19 protein-coding genes and 2 pseudogenes are annotated in these 19500 nt (G+C 69.1%); 17 read left to right on the top strand and 4 right to left on the bottom strand.

The annotated features are described in order from the left end of the window. Both SACSA_RS23890 and SACSA_RS25445 read left to right on the top strand, forming a co-directional pair. Window positions 1–1595: type IV secretory system conjugative DNA transfer family protein (locus tag SACSA_RS23890; protein ID WP_019819468.1), on the top strand; the 1595-nt coding region annotated here is incomplete at its 5' end. Beyond that, window positions 1582–2169 carry a hypothetical protein gene (locus SACSA_RS25445; RefSeq protein ID WP_157597036.1) on the top strand — a complete coding sequence of 196 codons (588 nt, stop codon included), beginning with the start codon at window positions 1582–1584 and terminating at the stop codon, window positions 2167–2169. The genes SACSA_RS23890 and SACSA_RS25445, both read left to right, overlap by 14 nt. 153 nt (window positions 2170–2322) lie before the next feature. On the opposite strand, the gene SACSA_RS27075 is transcribed toward SACSA_RS25445, so the two are convergent. Both SACSA_RS27075 and SACSA_RS27070 read right to left on the bottom strand, forming a co-directional pair. Further along, window positions 2323–2820, bottom strand: coding sequence for an IS5 family transposase (locus tag SACSA_RS27075; RefSeq protein WP_269634825.1), 498 nt, complete (start codon window positions 2818–2820; stop codon window positions 2323–2325). A gap of 108 nt (window positions 2821–2928) precedes the next feature. Further along, window positions 2929–3123, bottom strand: coding sequence for a transposase (locus SACSA_RS27070; RefSeq protein WP_269634824.1), 195 nt, complete (start codon window positions 3121–3123; stop codon window positions 2929–2931). Between the two features lie 227 nt (window positions 3124–3350). Here SACSA_RS27070 and SACSA_RS25440 point away from each other — a divergent pair, with 227 nt between their 5' ends. The 8 genes and pseudogenes from SACSA_RS25440 (at window position 3351) to SACSA_RS0119530 (ending at window position 8611) form a co-directional block, all read left to right on the top strand. Continuing rightward, window positions 3351–3851, top strand: coding sequence for a hypothetical protein (locus SACSA_RS25440; protein ID WP_019819463.1), 501 nt, complete (start codon window positions 3351–3353; stop codon window positions 3849–3851). 531 nt (window positions 3852–4382) lie between these two features. Next, on the top strand, window positions 4383–5117 hold the full coding sequence (locus tag SACSA_RS23880; RefSeq protein ID WP_019819461.1) for a hypothetical protein: 735 nt from the start codon (window positions 4383–4385) through the stop codon (window positions 5115–5117). Between the two features lie 157 nt (window positions 5118–5274). Further along, window positions 5275–5472 (top strand): annotated as a pseudogene (locus SACSA_RS27265) (DUF7715 family protein); the annotation flags it as partial. Between the two features lie 16 nt (window positions 5473–5488). Continuing rightward, a complete protein-coding gene (locus tag SACSA_RS25435; protein WP_019819458.1) occupies window positions 5489–5665 on the top strand; it encodes a DUF7715 family protein in 177 nt (58 codons plus the stop codon). Between the two features lie 176 nt (window positions 5666–5841). Further along, entirely contained in the window at window positions 5842–6360 is a 519-nt protein-coding gene (locus SACSA_RS0119540; protein ID WP_019819457.1) for an LOG family protein, read from the top strand. Between the two features lie 439 nt (window positions 6361–6799). Beyond that, window positions 6800–6937 carry a hypothetical protein gene (locus SACSA_RS26980; protein ID WP_157597034.1) on the top strand — a complete coding sequence of 46 codons (138 nt, stop codon included), beginning with the start codon at window positions 6800–6802 and terminating at the stop codon, window positions 6935–6937. 223 nt (window positions 6938–7160) lie between these two features. Continuing rightward, window positions 7161–7430 (top strand): hypothetical protein, encoded by a 270-nt coding sequence (locus tag SACSA_RS26975; protein WP_157597032.1) that lies wholly within the window; start codon window positions 7161–7163, stop codon window positions 7428–7430. Between the two features lie 404 nt (window positions 7431–7834). Next, window positions 7835–8611, top strand: coding sequence for a hypothetical protein (locus tag SACSA_RS0119530; RefSeq protein ID WP_019819454.1), 777 nt, complete (start codon window positions 7835–7837; stop codon window positions 8609–8611). 567 nt (window positions 8612–9178) lie between these two features. Here SACSA_RS0119530 and SACSA_RS0119525 read toward each other — a convergent pair. Both SACSA_RS0119525 and SACSA_RS0119520 read right to left on the bottom strand, forming a co-directional pair. Beyond that, complete coding sequence (locus tag SACSA_RS0119525; protein WP_019819453.1) at window positions 9179–10393, bottom strand: cytochrome P450; 1215 nt, start codon at window positions 10391–10393, stop codon at window positions 9179–9181. Between the two features lie 2 nt (window positions 10394–10395). Next, the gene (locus tag SACSA_RS0119520; RefSeq protein WP_157597030.1) at window positions 10396–11226 is read right to left on the bottom strand and encodes a cupin domain-containing protein; all 831 of its coding nucleotides are present in this window, start codon (window positions 11224–11226) and stop codon (window positions 10396–10398) included. 788 nt (window positions 11227–12014) lie between these two features. On the opposite strand from SACSA_RS0119520, the gene SACSA_RS0119515 reads away from it, so the two are divergent. The 7 genes and pseudogenes from SACSA_RS0119515 to SACSA_RS26970 all read left to right on the top strand — a co-directional run. Next, on the top strand, window positions 12015–12218 hold the full coding sequence (locus SACSA_RS0119515; RefSeq protein ID WP_019819451.1) for a hypothetical protein: 204 nt from the start codon (window positions 12015–12017) through the stop codon (window positions 12216–12218). Window positions 12219–12224: 6 nt separating this feature from the next. Continuing rightward, on the top strand, window positions 12225–13685 hold the full coding sequence (locus SACSA_RS0119510; protein ID WP_019819449.1) for a ParB/RepB/Spo0J family partition protein: 1461 nt from the start codon (window positions 12225–12227) through the stop codon (window positions 13683–13685). A 121-nt stretch (window positions 13686–13806) separates the two neighbouring features. After that, the gene (locus tag SACSA_RS0119505) at window positions 13807–15057 is read left to right on the top strand and encodes a hypothetical protein (protein WP_019819447.1); all 1251 of its coding nucleotides are present in this window, start codon (window positions 13807–13809) and stop codon (window positions 15055–15057) included. Between the two features lie 97 nt (window positions 15058–15154). After that, complete coding sequence (locus SACSA_RS0119500; RefSeq protein WP_019819445.1) at window positions 15155–16198, top strand: YqaJ viral recombinase family nuclease; 1044 nt, start codon at window positions 15155–15157, stop codon at window positions 16196–16198. After that, the gene (gene bet, locus SACSA_RS24200; RefSeq protein WP_019819444.1) at window positions 16198–17118 is read left to right on the top strand and encodes a phage recombination protein Bet; all 921 of its coding nucleotides are present in this window, start codon (window positions 16198–16200) and stop codon (window positions 17116–17118) included. Before SACSA_RS0119500 ends, bet begins: the two co-directional genes overlap by 1 nt. 661 nt (window positions 17119–17779) lie before the next feature. Next, entirely contained in the window at window positions 17780–18694 is a 915-nt protein-coding gene (locus tag SACSA_RS0119490) for a bifunctional DNA primase/polymerase (protein ID WP_232213019.1), read from the top strand. Between the two features lie 177 nt (window positions 18695–18871). Then, window positions 18872–19500: pseudogene (locus tag SACSA_RS26970) on the top strand (IS5 family transposase); the annotation flags it as partial.

Here is a 19500-nt window from a genome sequence, read left to right as displayed (position 1 = left end):
CTCTGGTCATCACGGTGGGCGCGGCCGTGTCCTGCGCGGGGGTGTGGCTGTGGCGGCGGTTCGGCCCCACCCAGCCGGGCCATGCCCGCCCCGAGGAGATCCGCCGGGAGCTGTCGCTGCCTGCGGCGCGGGCGACCGCCGCGTGGACACGGCCAAGCCTGACCCGGGCGCAGGTGCGGCACGCCGAACTGGAGGAGGTCGCCGCGCCGCTGCACGAGAGCCCGCACCGCGTGCCGATGTGCACCCCGCTGGAGAACCCCACGGGCACGGTAGCGCCCACCCAGTCCGGCAAGACCCGGCGCGACCTGGTGCACAAGGCGATCGCCGCGCCGGGCGCGTTGCTGTGTTCGACGACGAAGCCGGACCTGCTGGAGCTGTCGGCGCTGCTGCGCACCGAGCGCGCCGGGGCGGGCCCGGTGTTGGTGTATGACGCGACCGGTTCGGTGTCGTGGCCCGCGCGCCTGTTCTGGTCCCCGTTGGAGGGGTGCGACGACGTCGAGACCGCGTTCCGCCGGGCGCACACCATGGTGGACGCCGCGTCGGTCGGGTTGGCGCAGGTCACGGGCAACGACAAGGTGTTCCGGGAGCGGGCCAAGGTGGTGTTGCAGGCCTACTTCCTCGCGGCAGCGACGCACCACCGCGACGTCGGGGACCTGGTGCGCTGGGCGATGTCGAAGCCCGCCGACCAGGAACCGGTGCAGCTGCTGCACCAGGCAGGCCTCGGGGAACATGCCCGCAACCTCCGCTCCGAAATCGGCATGGTCGCGGAGACCTCGGACGCGGTGTGGATGTCGGTGCGGCGGGTCATCGAACCGTTCCTGGACGAGCGGCTGCGAAGGCTATGCACCCCACGTCCGGGGGAAGGGGTCGACGTGCAAACTTTCATCGGCGACCGCGGTTCGCTGTATCTGATCGCGGGGCAGCAGCGGGCGGTGTCGGCCGCGCCGATCCTGACGGCGCTGGTCGAGCATTGGCTGAGCACAGCGCAACAGATGGCCCCACACACCACTGCTCGCCGGCTGGACCCGCCGGCCACGGCGATCCTGGACGAGGTCACCAACGCGACCCCGGTCCCACAACTACCGGAGATCATCTCGGATTCGGCCGGTCGGGGAGTGCTGATCCACTGGGGTGCACAGTCGCTGGCGGCGCTGGAGGACGCGTTCACCCCGCAGCGCACCCGCCAACTGTTGGACAACACCACGACGTTGAGCGTGTGGGGCGGGATCAAGGACCAGCGCACATTGGAGTGGGTGTCGATGCTGACCGGGCACCATGACCGGCGGCGGCACCAGCACCAATCAGATGGGCTACTGGGGCGGGGACGCACCGCGGTCGGGTCCGAGACGGTCCCCACCTTCCGGCCGGGCGACGTGCGCGGCATCCGCAGAGGCCGGGTGCTGGTCATACACCGGCATCTTGCCCCGATCCTGGCGCGCACGGTCGACGTGGCGAAGCGCCGCAACTGGCCGCGGATCAAGAACCATGTCACCGCTGTCCGCCGCGGGGACGTGCCGGTGACCCCAACCGGGCGCGCTTCGGCCAAGACCCCGCAGGCCCACGACGGGAAGGATCACGCCCATGGAGCCACCTGAGAGCGCGGGCCACAGCACCGAACAAGACCAGCACGGAGTTGACGATCGGGACGCGCAGATCGCCCAGGTCACAGCACTCGTCGGGACCGTGGTGCAGCGCCTGCGCAATCTCGAAACTACGGTCGATCGACTCTCGCGCACCAGCTCAACTACTACGTCGGAGAACGAGCGTCATGAAGTTGACGAACCCGCACCATGGGTGTGGTTCGCTCCACCGAAGACCGCTGACGACGAGCCGACTGAGGATCCGCGCGTCACCGTGGAAAATTTCGTCGCCTGGTACAACGAGACCTTCGTCGGCAACGAGGGAGGTAGGGCGAAGCGCATCCCGCCCTGCTGGCATCGACATCCCGGGCTGGCGATGGAGATAGCCGCCCTTACCTACAGTTGGCGCGCCGCGAATATGGGTGCCGCAGCGAGCGTACGCGATGCGCAGCACTGGCTACACCAGTGGCGTCCCGGTTTCGCGGACCGACTCGCACGGGACTGGCTACATGCCGACTGCCTCGACGGCGACCATCGCACGATGGCCAGCGCCGCGCCACGCAAAAGCCGGTTCAACCAAAACGAGTAGACCGTGACCACTGGCCAGCGTGGAGCATCGTTGCGCATGCCTTGATCGTCAACCTGCTCAGGTCCCTAACATGCTCTTGATTGTGGGCTGGGATGGTCTTGGTGTGGCTACGCCGTAATTGGAGTCGGTCCGGAAATAATTGACTTAGAGCTCCTAACGTATTCGGTTGGGGAGTCGGCGCCAGCAGATGATGCTGGTGGCGAGGGTGAGGAGGCCGTGGTGGATGTCGGTGCGGCGTTCCCACCGGGTGGCCAGGCGGCGGAACTGGTGCAGCAGGGCGAGGGTCTGTTCGACGACCCACCGTGCTGCCTGGACGTTGTCGCGGGTGCCGCGTCGGCTGATCAACGGGCGGATCCCTCGCCGCCGCAGCGCATCGCGGTAGGTGTCGTGGTCGTAGCCCCGGTCGGCCACGAGCACGTCAGGTTTGCGGCGGGGCCTGCCTCGCCGTCCCCGTACCGGTGGGATGGCCCCGACCAGCGGCAGAAGCTGGGTGATGTCGTTGCGGTTGCCGCCGGTGAGCCGCACGGCGAGGGGGATGCCCCCGCCGTCGCAGATCACATGGTGCTTGGAGCCGGTCTTGGCCCGGTCGACCGGGCTCGGCCCCGTGTCCGGGCCCCCCTTTTCGCGCGCACGTGCGAAGCATCCACACACGCCCGGGACCAGTCGATGGCCGCGGCCGCGTTCAGCTCCGCCAGCAACACCTCGTGCAACCGGTCGAACACCCCGCCTCCTGCCAGTCCCGCAGCCGCCGCCAACACGTCATGCCCCGAGCCCGAAGCCCAGCTCCTGCGGCAGGTCCTCCCACCCGATCCCGGTGTAGAGCACGAACAAGATGCCCTGCAACACCTGCCGATCCGGCAACGGCTTCGGCCCCGTCCTACCGGCCGGGCGCACCGGCAGCAACGGCTCAATCCGCGACCACAACTCGTCCGACACCACCCACGGCGCAGCCACACCAAGATCATCTCAAACCAAGATCATCAATGTGTTAGGGGCTCTTAGGGGCTCTTAAACTGCCCAATGCGTGAGCGGGGCGTGTTTGGCGCTTCCGGCGCGGGAGAGCCCTGGTGGACCCGAATGTTCCTGGAGCTGGCGTAGTGGGTTGCGCGGGGGTTGTGGCCTGTGTGTCGGATGGTGTGGGGATACCGGGTGTGGTGGCGTGGCTGCTTGAATGTGCCGCTATGGAGATTGCGGCGTTTGTGGTGTCGTGTGTGGCGGCGCTGATTTCTGCTGGAGCGTTGTGGTATTCGCGTGGTCAGAAGATGGCGGCTGACCGGTCGGCGCAGGCAGCGGAGCGGTCGGCTGGCTCTGCAGAGCGGTCTGAAATGTCGGCCGCCCAATCGGCTGAGGCAGCGGCGGAGACGGCGGCTATCGAGCGGGCGCGGCGAGCCGATGAGGTGGCTGATGCCGATCGTAGCCGAGTCCGCTGGTCACTAGAGGATCTCGGCAAGGACCGGTGGATGCTGACCAATGCGGGCACCGACTCGGCGTATGGGGTGCGTGTCAGTGCCGGTGATGTGCACATCAGGGGAAATGTGGGTTTGGACGAGTTCCCGTCGGACCACGCCGAGCCATACATAATCCTGCGGACGTTCGGGTCATATACGGATCGCATTGAGGTCACGTGGCATTACCGGGCTGATCTGAGCGACGAGCAGCAGAGGCGAGAGCTAATTCTGTGAAGCGGGTTCTGACATCCATCGGTCCCTGCTAAAGACAAAGCCATACCAGCGATCAGGAACAACCCGGCAACTACAGTTACGAGCACGCTCCAACGCATCCCGGGAAGTCGGCCTCCCCGCCCGGTAGGTGTGCACGGTTGGCCCCGCCGGTTGGTGTGCATCTCGGCTGAGTTGATGCCTACGCGGGACGTGCCTCCGCCACAAGCCCCGCGCGAACTTCTCCGCTCGTTCCTCGCTCCGAACTTCGCGCTGTGGCTGGCTTGTGGCTCCGGCCCGCCCCGTGTCGAGCGGCATCAGCCGAGATACACACCAACCGGCGCCAAGTCGATCTCGAATGCTGCTTTTTCCGGCGCTGCAGGGGCCCTGCGGCGACCCGGATGTGACCTGATCGCCCGCTGCCACCTGCCGGGCCCGATCGAGCCGGGCCCGGCTTCGTGCGTTCACCATCGAGCGCTGCTGTGAACAGCGCTTGCGGTGTTCGCGGGCGGAAACCGACTACCTCGCCCGAGATTCGTGTGAGAAGGAACCGTGATGCACGTGAACGTCTGCCTGCCCCTGAATTCTGAGGAGCCGCTGGCCCAGCACCGCGACCGGGCCGAAGCGAGGCTCAACGCCGCACGGGCTGAGTACCATCAGACGCAGCTGATCAACGTGGCCCGCATCGTCACGGCCGCGCTGCCCGAGGCCGCCTCGATCGATCTCGCCCGGCACCTATTCGACTTCCAGAACGAGATGTGGCTGGAAGCCATCCACGCCGCCGACGGCACGCTGCTATGGCACGACCACCAGGCCCTGGACCCGCTCGCCGAGTTCCACTACGCCAACGGGGCCACCTGGAAGCAGGCAGCCGAAGTCATCGCCGAGACCGTTGGCCAGGCCCTGGCTGGCGCGGAGATCACCGACGTCGCCGATCAGCGGCCGGACTGGTCCCGCCCCAACAGCTCCGGGCCGATCGAGCTGTTTCGGGTCACCCTGCCCGACCGCCGTGTCGTCGAGCACCACACGACCACCCCGCCCGGACCGGACGAACCGCGGGTGGAAGTCGTCACGAACCGCGACCCAGACAGCGCAACCGAGGTGCACGTCTTCGTCGACGGCGTGCCGATCCTCGCCGAACTCACGGACGTCGATCCAGGCCGAGGCTGGGTGCTCAGCGACTGGCGCGCGCTCGCGGCCGAGCACGCCGCCGACGCGAGCCCCGCAGCTGCGGAGCTGATCACGCAGCTGTTCCGGCAGGGCGAATCCAGCGAGTTCGTGACCGCCTGACCCGACCCGTTCCTGCCATCGGCTCGGCGTCCTGACCCGACTCCAGGACGCCGAGCTTATTCCTGCTTGACGTCCGCGGCATGCGCGCCGCGACGCGCACCGGAGATCACCGTGGATCACACGAAACCACCAGCAGTTGCCGCTGCTTCCAGTCCTCATGGCCACCCGCCGCACCCTAGGCCAGCGCAGCAACGACTTCGTCTCCGTTGGTGACGGCGAGCTGGTCATCCTCGCCTCGGTCTGCGATCGCGATCGTGGCAACCCCGACGGCGGCTGCGGCCGTGCCTTCGCCGGCCTCCGCAGCCACAAGGCCACTACCACAGCCGTCGTCGTCGAGATGGTCATGGCCCGCGACGACTACCTCCGCCCGGATGGCGGCCAGCTCCCGCGACGCCGGATTCCTCCAGGACGGCGAAGACCCAGCCGGCATCGACGACCAGGCCGACGACCTGCTCGCCACCGCCGCCAGCTGGCCGTTAGGCACCGTCGTCGAACGTCGCGGCGACATCATCCAGGTCCGCCAGTGGCCACCGCGGCCGCGGGCGTAATCCCGCGAGGGCCGGTGGGGCGTGCGCACTCTGCCCCGGCGCCGGCCGGGGGTCAAGCCGCGAGAAGCGTGCGGCTTGACCCCCTTCCCCGACGCCGGGGCCGGGACGAGTGCGCCCCACCGGCCACGGCGGGGCCGCCCGGAGAACTCCGGGCGCCGCCGAAGGGAAGGACCGCGATGGATCACGCCACCATTTGGAGGAACGTCGCCTGCACCGGTCACCGGCCGCAATACCTGCCGCCCGGCAGCCAGCAGTGGCTGTCCGACGATCTCGCCCGGATCGCCGCACGGTTGCGCGACGAGCACGGCACCGAGATCGCTCTCAGCGGCGGCGCGGCGGGCGTGGACCTGCTGTGGGCCGAGGCGGCCCACAGCGCCGGGCTGGCGACCTGGCTCTACCTGCCTTTCCCCGACCAGGACGCCCGGTGGCCGCAGCAGTGGCGGGACCGGCTGGCCGCCGCCCGGCACCGGGCCGACCGGCTAATCACGCTCGGCCAGCGCTACAGCGTCGCGCTCCTGCACCAGCGGAACGCGCGCCTGGTCGCCGACGGTGACGCCCTGGTCGCCGCGCACGACCCCGCCCGCCGCTCCGGTGGAACAGTTTCGACCATGCGCCATGCCTGGGATCAGGGCCGACCGATCATCCGCGTCGACCTCCGGCACCGCCGCTCCACCCTCGCAGCGAACCGGCCCTGACCTGTTCCCTTCCCGCCTCCGAGCTCGCCGGCCCGCACGGCCTCGCTTTCGCGCGCCCGGTACCGGCCAAGCCCGGTGTTCCACCACTGAAATCCCGAGTAAGGGAGACCATGCACAACGGCAGGGATCCTCACCTGCGCCGCGAACTGCTCAGCAGCGGCCTGGCGGCCGTTCTGGAGGCGCTCGCCGTCTCCGAGTCGCAGTGCGGGCGCAGCGGCGCACACCTGGACTGCACCGAAGCGCTCGGCTTCGGAGCTGCTGGCCGAGCTCGGCTACCTGCCCCTGGCCCGCCCGTGGCTGGGCCACCACCACGACTGCGCACGGCCCGCCTGCCTCGACTAGGCCGCCGAACAGCTCGCGACCGAACTCCTCAGCCGGGAGTGGTCCGCGATCGATCCGGCCGCCGCCAGCGCCGAGTACGCCGACCAGCCCGGCCTCGGTGACGAAGTCAGCCTGCCGCCCGTCACACACCGAACGCCATGACGGCGTCAGCTTCTACTGCACCGATCTCGACGCCGACGAGGAACCGTTGGACGGCGACCTCGGCGAAGACACCGATATGGCTACAAGTGGCTGAATCTGTTCACCGGCGGCCAGCTGCGCGTGTACACCCCAGCAACCAGTACGCCAGGCACTCGGCACCCTTCGGCGACTTCCCGGTCAGCGAACTGGCCACCGTCACCTCCGACCAGATCACCCGACGGCTGCACGCCCGCCGGTACCCCCCGACCGGCGAAGATCGAGGACACGACGAACGTCCCGGCCCGCACCCGGAAATCCGAAGTGAAAGGACCGAGATGATGAGCACATCAACGGAAATGGTCGTCGGCTACGACGGCGACGGCCGCCCGCACGAAGTGATCGTCGTCGACGGCCATGAAGCCGCCGCCGTCACATACTACGAGCTCGACCCGGACGCCCGGCTACTCCGTCGCGGCCACCACCAGGAATGGCTGCACCAGCAGGAACAGTGCGCCACGCAGGCGTCACCGCAAGCGGCGCGGTGGATCCGGCGCTGGGCCCAGCAAACCGCGCAGAGCGGCGCTATCGCACTCGACGAGGATGTCTGATGCGCCACAAGGGGGGTCCTCCGCGGCGACATCATCCGCACCTGCGCAGCGTGCGAGATGTCGGTGGAACGCAAGCCCAACCGGCGTTACGCCTGGTCGCTGCGCCCCCAGCAAGTCGGTGCTCGTCGAAAGTAAGCACACCTCGGCCGGGCAGGTCCCACTGTGAAGGCGGTGCCCAGGCGCTTCACCGACCAGCTGACGTCCCCAGCCGACCAGCAGGTCCAACCCCGCGACGGCGTCTCTTCTGCGGATGACCCTGGCCGGAAACACCGCCGCAGGCGAACTGCCGAGCGAGGGCTACGCACAACGCCGCGCCGCCGACCTCCGCACGCGGCTGGACACCAGCACCTCGACCTCAGCGGAAGCTTTCAAACGCCGTTGCTGGGCACACCCGTACCCGCCGGATGGCAGGGAGGACCACCACCGGGCCGCAGGACACGCCCGACGACGCGACCGTCGACACAGTGATCCAGACCGGCAGCAGCACGATCCGGCGCAACGTCGACGACGGCGAGGCCACCGTCATCCGCATCAACCCCGGCTACGTCGCTGACAACCTCACCGACGAGCACGGCGACCTCAACTCTGACCTGGCCGAAACGACCCGACTCCCCATACCCCGCACCGCGGGCACGGAAGAACCAACCCGGCCCGCTGGGAGCGGACATTCCCGATTCCGAGCGACAAGGAACCCTCCGATGACCAGCGAAAAGGACCGTTTAGACGTCCACGGCGACCACGCCCGTCAGGCGACGGCGAACGACGAGGACGCCCAGACCTGGATCAACCCCGACAGCACCGAAGGCACCGCGATCACCAACCTGTTCCGTCGACTGAAAGCCGTCGAAGAACCCGATGGGGCGTGGCCCGGCGCCGACGTCGTCGACGTGCTCAACGTCTGGCTGCCCAGCATCGGCCTGCACCCTGACGATGATCCCGACCAGGCAGTGCAGCGCCTGCGAACCCGCCCACACCCCTGGACCGTGTTCGGGCTGCGCACCAACGATGGCGACAGCGAAACCCTCATCGCCGCCGTCGCCGCAGGCGAGATCGACTGCCTCGACACCGACTCCGGCGACGAGGGTGGCTATCAGCGGGTCGCCGAATCCGTCGTCGCCGCCGACCCGGAGGAAGCCGAACACAAGGCGTACGAGCTGTTCGAGGCGGACTGCGACGACTGATTCGTCACCAGGCGAAGCCGGTGGTTGTACCGCTCGGGATCATGCACCCACACTCACGACGTTGATGGCAACTCGTCAGTGGACGCGCTAGCTCGGCGCAAACAACGCGAGGTGATACCTTTTTAGCAGTTCTTGAATGAGTGCACCGTGGTAGATCAGCAGACGTCTTTTCTCCTCGTTCACGGTGACCAACAGACTGTCACCAGCATGGATAGAACACCGACGCCTCAGTGCGCTAGGAATTCCTATTCTACCGCGATTCAGAACGACATGCCCGCCAGTCCTGTTCGGCTCCACTCGTATGACGTCGGGGTCTGAGGTGTAGCTCAGTGGTGTTCCCGTCGACCACCCAGTTACCACGAGAGCCGACTTGATCGAGATGACGCCGCAGGCGTCGATCCGAGCCACCCAGAACAGGCACGGAGGGTCGGTCGAGTCGGCCACGAGGGTGGGCACTGGCAGCCCATGGACTACGGGCTGGCCATGGTGGTCAGGGGCCGGGTACGCCATCGGGTCGTCACCGCTTTTCTGGCACGCTGCGGACGAGTGGTGTCGGCGTCGTTGTGGTCACCACACGAGTGGCAGCGTCCGCGGTCCCCAGAAGAAGTACTCGGGTTCGTATTCGCGTTCCCAGCCAGGAGCCACCGTGGCGTGTGGGAGTCGGCGCGCGAGTGCGTGGAGCGCCTCGCGGCCTTGCAGGCGCGCAAGGGGCGCGCCGATGCATTTGTGCACGCCGTGCCCGAAGCCGAGGTGGTCCCGCACGTCGCGGCGGTGCGGACAGAAGGCGTCGGGGGTGTGGAACTGGGTGGCGTCCCGGTTGGCGGAGCCGAGCATCGGCAGGACACGCTCCCCAGGGTGCAGCTCCACACCTGCCAGTTCGGTCTGCCGTGTCACGAGGCGCACGAGCCCGCGGTGTGGTGCGTCGCGGCGGAGTGCTTCCTCGAACATGACACCTGCTTCGGAGGCGTCTCCGCCGGTGTGTCGCCAGTAGCCGTTCCCCGCGTCGAGCATCGCCAGCACGGCCGAGTTGATCGCGTTGACGGTTGTGTGGAACCCTCCCGCGAACACGGCGCGGACAAGCATGCGCGCGTCGGCGAGGGGGACGGTGTCGAATCCGTCCGCGACGAGCGTCGACACCATATCGTCTCCCGGGTGCCGCGCCCTGCTGGTGACGAGGTCGTGGACGTAGTGGTGGTAGGCGACCGTGCCGTGGGCCGCGTCGAGGCGCTGCGTGGTCGTGGCGTACGGGCTCATCAGCAGTAGGAAGTCGTCGTTCCAGCGGCAGAGCTGGGCCGCGTCGTTGTCGGAGATGTCGAGGAGTCGCGCCAGCACGCGGCGGACGTAGGGGCGGGTGAACTGGTGGTTGAGTTCGACGCGGCGCGTGGTGGTGATCTCGTCGAGCAGCACGTGCGCTTGGTCGCGGCTGGTGGCGAGGGCCTGTTGGAGCCGTCGTCGGCCGAACAGGCGTTGGCCGATCGCCCGGTAGTGGTGGTGTTGCGGTGGATCGACCGTGAGCATGGTGACGCCCGGTTCGGGTGCCTGCGCGAGGATGTCGAGTACTTCGGGCGGGTTGACCGTGTCCGGCGGCGGCAACGTGCCCCGCGACGAGTACGTATCCGGGTCGGACAAAACCCGGACGCAGTCGTCGTAGCGGGTGACCAGCCATGCCTGCATGGCGTCGATGAACACCAACGGTTGGTGTGTCCGGCTGCGGGTGAAGAAGGCGAACGGGTCGTCCCGGTCGGGTGGTTCCAGCGGGTTGAACGACAGCGGCGTGGGCATTGTCAGCTCCCCTCGACCGTGTTGCGGCGGCGCAGCGGCGGCGATAGTGGGGCGGTCTTTGCCCGGGTGATGTCGCGCAGACGTTGAATTCTGCGTTCGGTGTCCTGGCTGGTCAGTCCTGTGACGAGAAACAGGTCGCGGTCGAAGTGCGGGTCCGTGCGGTATTCGAACGCGCGGGCCGGTTCGGTCGTCGAGAGGTTGACGATCAAGTACGGGACTTGTGGACAGGACCAGAAGAAGGCGCCTTCGTCGAGGACGCGGGGTCGGAGTTGGTCACCGCAGAACAGGCCCAGCGTTCCCGCGGCGCAGTACAGGATGCGTTCGGTGCGGCGGTGGACCCACACGTGGTCGACGCGGCCACCCGGTGGCAGGTCGAGGCGTCCCGCGGACAGCGTGTGAACCGGGGCGACCACCGAGGAGATCAACGCCCGGTAGGCCGGTCCCTGCTTGTCACCGCCGGAGGTGGTGTGGCGTGTTCCAGGCACGACCCGGTACCCGCTCGCCGGCCCGTCATCGAGCAGCGCTTCGCCGGACGGGCCGATGTCTGGTGTGGACTGTCGATGGAGTTGCACGTCGGCGTTGCCCCAGGGGTCGGTACGGACCTCGGTGAGCAGGCCGCCGTGGTCGCTGATAGCGCTGTGCGGTGTGCCGGCGGGCAGGTACACCATGCCGCCGTCGGCGTCGGAGAGTGGGGCCGCCCCGCCCGGCCAGACGGTGGTGGTGTCGCCGTCGACCAGATGCGCGATCGTTTCACTGTCCTGGTGGGCATGCGGAATGGTGCTGCGTTGGGCCTGGATGGTCACCGTGAGGCCGGAGAGGATACGGGTAGGCACCTCGGGCCGGGTGATGACGTGTGTGACTTTCTCGCGTTGAACGGTGTCTTCCGCTGAGAGCCGTTGTGGATCACGGACGACGGTGCCGCGGTCGGGTGTGGTCAACGTGTCCCCCAATGTCGAGCCGATCCCTCGTCACGGACAGTGACATGGTCGTGGGCGGCTGGCGAGGGAAGAGCGGGCCGACGCCCGTGTAACCGGCGACTGCGCAGCGCTTCGGCTGCGGCAGGTGCAGGTTTCGCCGACGCACGGACTCCCCCTTCGTGTCGGCACTGGATCCTTCCCCCGCCAGCGCCTGCCGACGTCGGCTGCCCGGTGTCGCCATCTCCCCCGGTCCACACCGGACTGTCTCCGTCGACACCGTCACTTAAACACACAACGTCACTTGAATCACCTTCTCAACAGGGGTATACACCCAATCGGGGTACATCGTTTCTACGCCTGGTAATCAGCAGGCTGCCTACCGCGAGTGACCACCACACCCCCGGCACGCCTCACCGGACAACCCTCCACCACGGCCCACTTCCACTCCCCCACACCAGCAACCACAGACCCCCAGCTCACCCATCGCCCGGCGACAGGAGTCCACACCGCGTCCGGCGTGTCGGTGGGCGACGCACTCTGCGTCGGCGCACGACCCACGGTCAAGCCGTCACGGCTTGACCGCAGGTCCCACCCCGACGCCCGGCCGAGTGCGCCCACCAACCCGCGGACACGGCGCGCCAGGAGCTCTCACTCCCCGAACGGGCCCGCCGTGCCCAATCCCGACACGCACCGAGGAGGTGACCGTGACAGACGCAGACGAACCCAACCCGTGGTTCACCCCGGCACACCCGCCACCACCCGAACCCCGGGTGGGCACCCCGCTCTACGACGCGGTCGTCGACAACGTCCAACACCCCGACCCGGCGCGCGACAAGCCGCACTGGCCGGACGCGGACCACGACACCACGCCGCATCCCGCCGACACCCCCATCCCGACGGAGGAATGACCCGCGATGCCTTCCCCGAACGAGCACACCCCCACGCTGGTGCACGTCGACCCCCGCACCCTGATCCTCGAGGACAACTCCCGCACCCTCACCGACATCGAAGTCGACCGGCCGGACCTGGTCGCCAGCGTCCGGCACCACGGCGTCCGAACACCAGTGGCCGCGGACCGCGACGAGGACGGGAACCTGCGCGTGCGGTTCGGCTTCAGCCGCGTCCTGGCCGCCGTCCGCGCCGTCGACACCCACCCCACCATCCCCGTCATCGTCCACGCGGACACCGACGACGACGCCTCCCGCCTGATCGACCAAATCGTCGAGAACAACCTGCGCGCCGGGTACAGCGAGGCCGACCAGGCTCGCAACCTCGAACGGCTCACCTTGTTCGGACTGACCGCGGACCAGATCGCCCAGCACCTCAGCACTGACGTCGACACCGTCCAGGCCGGGCTCCGCGTCCGACGCAGCCCCGCAGCATCGCAAGCACTCGAGACGCACCACCAACTGAGCATGCTGCAAGCCGCCGAGCTGGCGTCCTTCGAGGACCACGAGGACGCCTACACCGACCTGATCGACACGCTCGAACGGAACCCGGACCAGCTCGACCACCGGCTGGCCGAATGGCGACAGGAATACCGACTGCGGGAACAGCAACACCAGCTGGCCGACGAACTCGCCCACGCAGGGGTCACCGTCGTCGACGCGCAACTGCCCGCGGACACGCGCCCTCTGTCACGACTGTGCACCAGCGAAACGGACACGACACCGCTGGCGCATGACCCGGAGGCGCACGCGTCCTGCCCCGGACACGCCGCCTACATCACCGCCGACCCGTTCCACGGCACCGCGCGAGCCGTCTACGTGTGCCGCGAGTGGGCCCGCCACGGCCACGTGGACCGATGGCACGCCACCACCCCCTCCTCGTCGAACGGCCCGCTCACCGACGAGCAGAAGGCGGAACGTCGTCGGGTCATCCGGAACAACAAGGCCTGGCGCGCGGCCGAGGAAGTACGCCGCGCCAACCTGGCGACGCTCCTCACCCGGAAGACGCCGCCGCCGCAGGCCGCGCAGTTCCTCGCGCAGACCCTCATCAATGGACAGGACGAGCTGCGCAAAGCCATGGAAAACAGGCACACGTTGGCATGCGACCTGCTGGGCCTTCCCGCACCCGGGGCGGGTCCGCACCCGCTCGAGGAGAAACTGAAGCGGGCCAGCGCGAAGCAGGCGACCATGCTCAGCCTCGCCGTGGTCCTCGCCGCCCTCGAAGCCTCCACCAGCGTGCACACCTGGCGCAACCCAACCCACGAGCAACAGCGCTACTTCGCCGCACTCGCCGAGTGGGGACTGCCCCTCCACGAGGTCGAGCAGCTCGTGACCTCCCCGGAATCCGACACCGACGCCGAGACCGACACCGAGAGCGGCGACGAGAGCGGTGACGACGCGGAGGCCGACGAGCCGTCCACCGCGTGAACCACCCACCGCCGGGCGCAGCTCACTCACCGCGCCCGGCGGAACCCCCATTTTCCCACCTGACCTCGGGCCCCGCCGCCGACGCGGCGGGGCCCGAGCCATCCCGAAACGGAGTAGACACATGTCCGTCCTCGACGGTGCCCGCAACGCCACCCTCCACGACATGGTGGCCATGCTGCAGCAACAGCAGGCAGCGAAAGTGGACGTCGTGGCGCCCGCGACGGCCCTCCGCTCCCGCGACGGCGCCATCGCCCTCTCCCACATCGACCCGGTCGTCGACACCGACGGCGTCACCACGGTCAACGGCCTGTACGTGCCCACCACCGGCGCCGACGCCACGATCGCCGCGAAACTCGGCATCCCCCTGAAGTACCTGCGCCGGATCCGGGCCGAACGCCCCGACCTGTACGACGCCAACGTCAACGGGTGGCTGCACGGCAAAACCCGACGCGACACCCACGGCCACACCAGCGTCGTCCACCCGGCCGACGACCGGTCGTTCCTGCTGCGCATGTTCCGCGGTGACAACACTGAGCCGGGTGTGATGCGGGCGCTGCTGTCCGACAGCTACGGCATCATCGACCACCTCGACGTGATCACCGCCGTGCTCGACGGCATGCGGCAAGCCGGGGCCGAGGTCGAAGTCCGCTCCTGCGACCTGTCGGACTCGTCGATGCACTGCAAGGTGTACTCCCCCACCGTGGCCGAACTCGCCCCCCACCTCCTGGCCGGTTACCGCGACCCGTTCGCCACCCCGGAACTGGAAGCGGAACGCCGCCGCGTCGCGGCCGGGCTCGACGGGTGGCGCCGCGTGGCACACGACGACGGGCTCGGCTACCGGGCCGGGGACGAACCGGTCGTGTTCGCGGGGTTCCGGTTCTCCAACTCCGAAACCGGCGACGGGTCGGTGACCCTCAAACCCGAGCTTTACGTGCAGATCTGCCGCAACGGGCTGACCCTGCCCGCGTTGGCGATCCGCAAGGTGCACCTGGGCGCAAAACTGGACAACGGCCCCGTGTCCTGGTCGCAGGACACGCAGAACAAGCACCTGGCCGTGCTCACCGCACAAACCCGCGACGCGGTGCGCGACTGGTTGTCCCCCCATTTCCTGACCGCCCAGATCAACCAGCTCGAACAGCAGGCCGGCGCGCCCGTCACCGAGCCCGAGAAAACCGTCACCGTCCTCGCCAAGCGGCTCGGCTTCACCGACACCGAACGGGCCGGCGTCCTGTCCCACTTCATCGCCGGCGGCCAGCTCACCGCCGGCGGCATCGCCCACGCCATCACCAGCTTCAGCCAGACCGTCGCCGACGTCGACCGCGCCGACGCGCTCGACGACCTCGCCCTGTCGGCGATGTCACTGGCGACCTGACACCCCGCGGGTGGGGACCTCGACCCGACCAGCCGAGGGCCCCACCCCCTGACAGGCATCCCCTTGCGACGACCTGAGAACGATCGGACAACACCACATGGCCCCACCCTCTTCAGCGGCCGCACCACCCGCGACGCCGCCCCGCTCCGCACGACCCGCCCGCCACGCAGCGAACTGGGCGACCCCCGCCGCGCGGCTGCTGCTGCCCGCCGACAGCAACCGCGCCGACTGGCTCGCCGCCCGCCGCCTCGGCATCGGCGGCTCCGACACCCCCGCCCTGCTCAACGAGAGCCCGTACCAGAGCCTGTACGGGCTGTGGCTCGACAAAACCGGGCACACCGACCACACCGGCGACACCGACGCCACCCGCCGCGGCACCTGGCTCGAACCACACCTCGCCCGCTGGTTCACCACCACCACCGGCATCGCCGTGCGCCGATGCGGCCTCCTCGTCTCCCGCACACGTGACCATCTGCGCACCACCCCGGACCGGCTCACCGCCGACGGCGGCGTCCTCGAAATCAAAACCGTGGGCCAATTCGCCGCAGCCGCGGCCGAGTGGCGCCACGGCATCGCCCGCCACGCCTACCTCCAAGCCCAGCAGCAACTCGCCGTCACCGGCCGCTCCCACGCCTGGTTCGTCTGGTACCAGGACCCCACACCACAACTGCGGGGCCCGGTCGACCGCGACCCAGACCTCATCGACAAGATCACCGCGCGGGCGGACTGGTTCTGGGCCGACCACGTCACCACCACAGTGCCGCCGCCGGTCGACCTGGCCACGGTCACCGACGAGGAACTCGCCCTCCGCTGGCCCACCGCCGTGCCCGGCACCGCCGCCGAAGCGGCCTACCCGGCGCACGTGCGCGCACTGCTCGACGAACGCGCCCGCCTCAAAACCGACGCCAAACACCTCGACCAACGCCTCGGCGACATCGACCGCGCGTTGAAAGCCTTCACCGGGGACGCCGAAACCCTGCTCGTCGATGGGCGGCCCGTGCTGACCCACCGAACCGTCACCGCCCGCCGCTTCGACGAGAAAGCCTTCCGAGCCGCGTTCCCGGCGACCGCGCGGAGGTTCACCCGACCGCACACCTACCGCCGCCTGCACATCCCCACATCGAGGAAGAAGACCCGCTGATGAGCACCGAACTCACCGTGCGCTCCGGCGCGCTCGCACTCGACCCCACCCAGACCGAATGGACCGCCCGCCAACGCGCCGCCCTCGAACAGCTGGGACTCGCCGACGCGCCGGTCGGCGACCTCATGGTGTTCCTGCACTACGCCCAACGCACCGGGCTCGACCCGTTCTCCCGCCAGATCTACCTGGTCGGCCGGTGGGATCCCGAACTCGGCCACAAGCGCTACACGATCCAAGCCGCGATCGACGGGCTCCGCACGATCGCCGAAGAACACGGACAGTACGGCGGCCAGATCGGCCCGGAGTGGTGCGGACCCGACGGCCGCTGGTGCGACGTGTGGCTCGACCGCCACCCGCCCGTGGCCGCGCGCGTCGGCATCGTCCGCAAGGACTGGGCCGTGCCCATCTACGGCACCGCCCACTTCCTCGAGTTCGCCGAATACCGATCCGACGGGGCACTGAAACGCATCTGGCGGGAGAAAGCAACCCACATGGTCGCCAAGTGCGCCGAGGCACTCGCGCTGCGCCGTGCCTTCCCCCGCCGACTCGCCGGCATCTACACCCCCGAGGAGATGGCGCGCGCGGACTCCACGGCCACCGACCACCATCACCGGCAGGTGCACCCGCCGACCGGGCGGCACACCGACCGAGCCAAGGCAGAGCGGATCGACTGGGACACCGAGATCCGCGCCGCGGACGGCGACCCGCAGGCGTTACGCCGCCTGTGGGACGTGGCCCGCGCGGTCGACCCGAACAACACCGAACTCGCCAACCAGATCGCCGAACGGGGGCAGGCCGCCCGAGCCGCCGCCGACCGGGCCGCCGAAGACCAGGAGGAGGAGACACCCGCCGAGAGTGACGCACCCGCACCCCACACCACCGACCCCAAACCGGAGAACGAGTCCGACGCGCCGGAGTAGCGCACCACCCCGGTCCCCCCATCGCTGCTCCGAACGCCGCAGCACGCACCCACCCCAGCCGCACGAGCCCCCGTGCCGTCCGACAACGCAGCCCACCTGGAGATGTTTCATGCCACCCGACACACCCACGCCGACCTCGCCCGAGGGCCGAACGACAGTGCTGACTCACCGCCGCTGCTGCTACGTCCTGTTCGACGACGTCGACTGCAACATCCCACGGTGGGGCGCCGAAGGAGAACCCGGCTCGTGGAGCCCGCGGCGTCCTCGTCGAAACCGCCCGGGCCACCTCGGCCACCCCGATCGAGCTGCACCACCGGGAACTCTGCACCCGCCACCCCGACGACCCGCCGTCCTGTCCCGCGCACCTCTTCGCCGGCCTCGAAGTCACCGCTACGTTCCGATGCGCCAACGGCCGACTCGCCTGTGTCGTTTCCCGGCTGGAAACCACCCCCGGCGGCGACGACACCTGGTGTCTCACCGTGGACGGCCAGATCCCGCACCACGGGCGCCGACCGCGAACACCTCCGCCTCCGACCCTCGGGCTGATCGTGCGACGCCACCTCCTTTACCGGTACGGCCACGCCACCATTCCCCTATCCGGGGACATCCCCGCACCGGGTACGGACCACGGGCCCACCATCCCACGTCGGAGGAGATCACTATGACACCCCGCACCGAACGTGCGGGCCCGCCGCCGCGCCTTCCTCGACTGATGCGAGCGGCCCTGGCGACCGCCGCTAACGGGCACCGCGTATTCCCCCTCTGGCCGCGATCCAAGAGACCCGCCATCGCCGGGTGGGAAACGTACGCGACCACCAACCCCGACGACATTCGACGCCTGTGGGACACGCTGCCGTACAACGTGGGCATCGCCTGCGGCCCCAGCGGGTTACACGTCCTCGATCTCGACGACGCCCACGGCGACCACCCACCCGACGAGTGGGCCGGGGCCCGCCACGGCCGCGACGTGCTGGCCCGCCTGGCCCACGACGTCGGCGAGCCGTATCCGGGCGACACGTATACCGTCCGCACCCCCACCGGCGGCCTGCACCTGTACTTCCGCACCCCCGAGAACCTCGCGCTGCGCAGCACGGTGGCGCGCCTCGGGTGGCGCATCGACTCCCGAGGCGCCGGCGGCTACATCGTCGCTGCGGGATCCGTCCGGGCGGAAGGGTACTACCGGCCGATGCACCGCGCCCCGATCGCCGCACTGCCTCCGTGGCTCGCCACCCGGCTCGCCCCACCACCCCGCATGACACCGACCACCATCACGAGCCACGCACGACATACCGGCGCCTACATCACCCGGATCGTGCAGGCAGAGTCCGCGACCGTCGCCCACGCCAGGACGGGGACGCGTCACCGCACCTTGCTCCACGCCGCCGTCACCCTGGGGCGCCTCGTGGCCGGAGGGGAACTCGCCGAGCACGACGCCCGCGCCGCACTACACAACGCCGCAGCCACACACCTCGGTCACCACGGCTGGACCACGGCTGAAGCCGAACGCACCGTCACCGACGGCCTCGCCTACGGAGCACGCCGCCCGCGCCGACTCGCAGACGATGACACCATCTGACAAAGAACCGGCATCGGGGCGGTAACCAGGTCGAGCCCGTAGTAGAGAGTCCCTGATGTCAGGTCGCGAACAAGGCTACTCCGGGACGCGCGGTCACCGGCCCAGTGCGGGTGGCTTAGAGCCCCTAACACATTGATGATCTTGGTTTGAGATGATCTTGGTGTGGCTGCGCCGTGGGTGGTGTCGGACGAGTTGTGGTCGCGGATTGAGCCGTTGCTGCCGGTGCGCCCGGCCGGTAGGACGGGGCCGAAGCCGTTGCCGGATCGGCAGGTGTTGCAGGGCATCTTGTTCGTGCTCTACACCGGGATCGGGGTGGGAGGACCTGCCGCAGGAGCTGGGCTTCGGCTCGGGGCATGACGTGTTGGCGGCGGTTGCGGGACTGGCAGGAGGCGGGGGTGTTCGACCGGTTGCACGAGGTGTTGCTGGCGGAGCTGAACGCGGCCGCGGCCATCGACTGGTCCCGGGCGTGTGTGGATGCTTCGCACGTGCGCGCGAAAAGGGGGGCCGGACACGGGGGCCGAGCCCGGTCGACCGGGCCAAGACCGGCTCGAAGCACCATGTGATCTGCGACGGCGGGGGCATCCCCCTCGCGGTGCGGCTCACCGGCGGTAACCGCGGGCGACGTCACTCAACTTCTGCCGCTGGTCGGGGCCATCCCGCCGGTGCGGGGACGGCGAGGCAGACCCCCGCCGCACACCCGACGTCCTCGTGGCTGACCGAGGCTACGACTACGACAGGTATCGCGATGCGCTGGCGGCGGCGAGGGATCCGCCCGTTGATCAGCCGACGCGGCACCCGCGACAACG

Source organism: Saccharomonospora saliphila YIM 90502, assembly GCF_000383795.1.
GTDB classification, from domain to species: Bacteria; Actinomycetota; Actinomycetes; order Mycobacteriales; family Pseudonocardiaceae; genus Saccharomonospora; species Saccharomonospora saliphila.
Note: the sequence above shows the minus strand (reverse complement) of the source record. Positions and strands in the feature narration are given on the sequence as shown.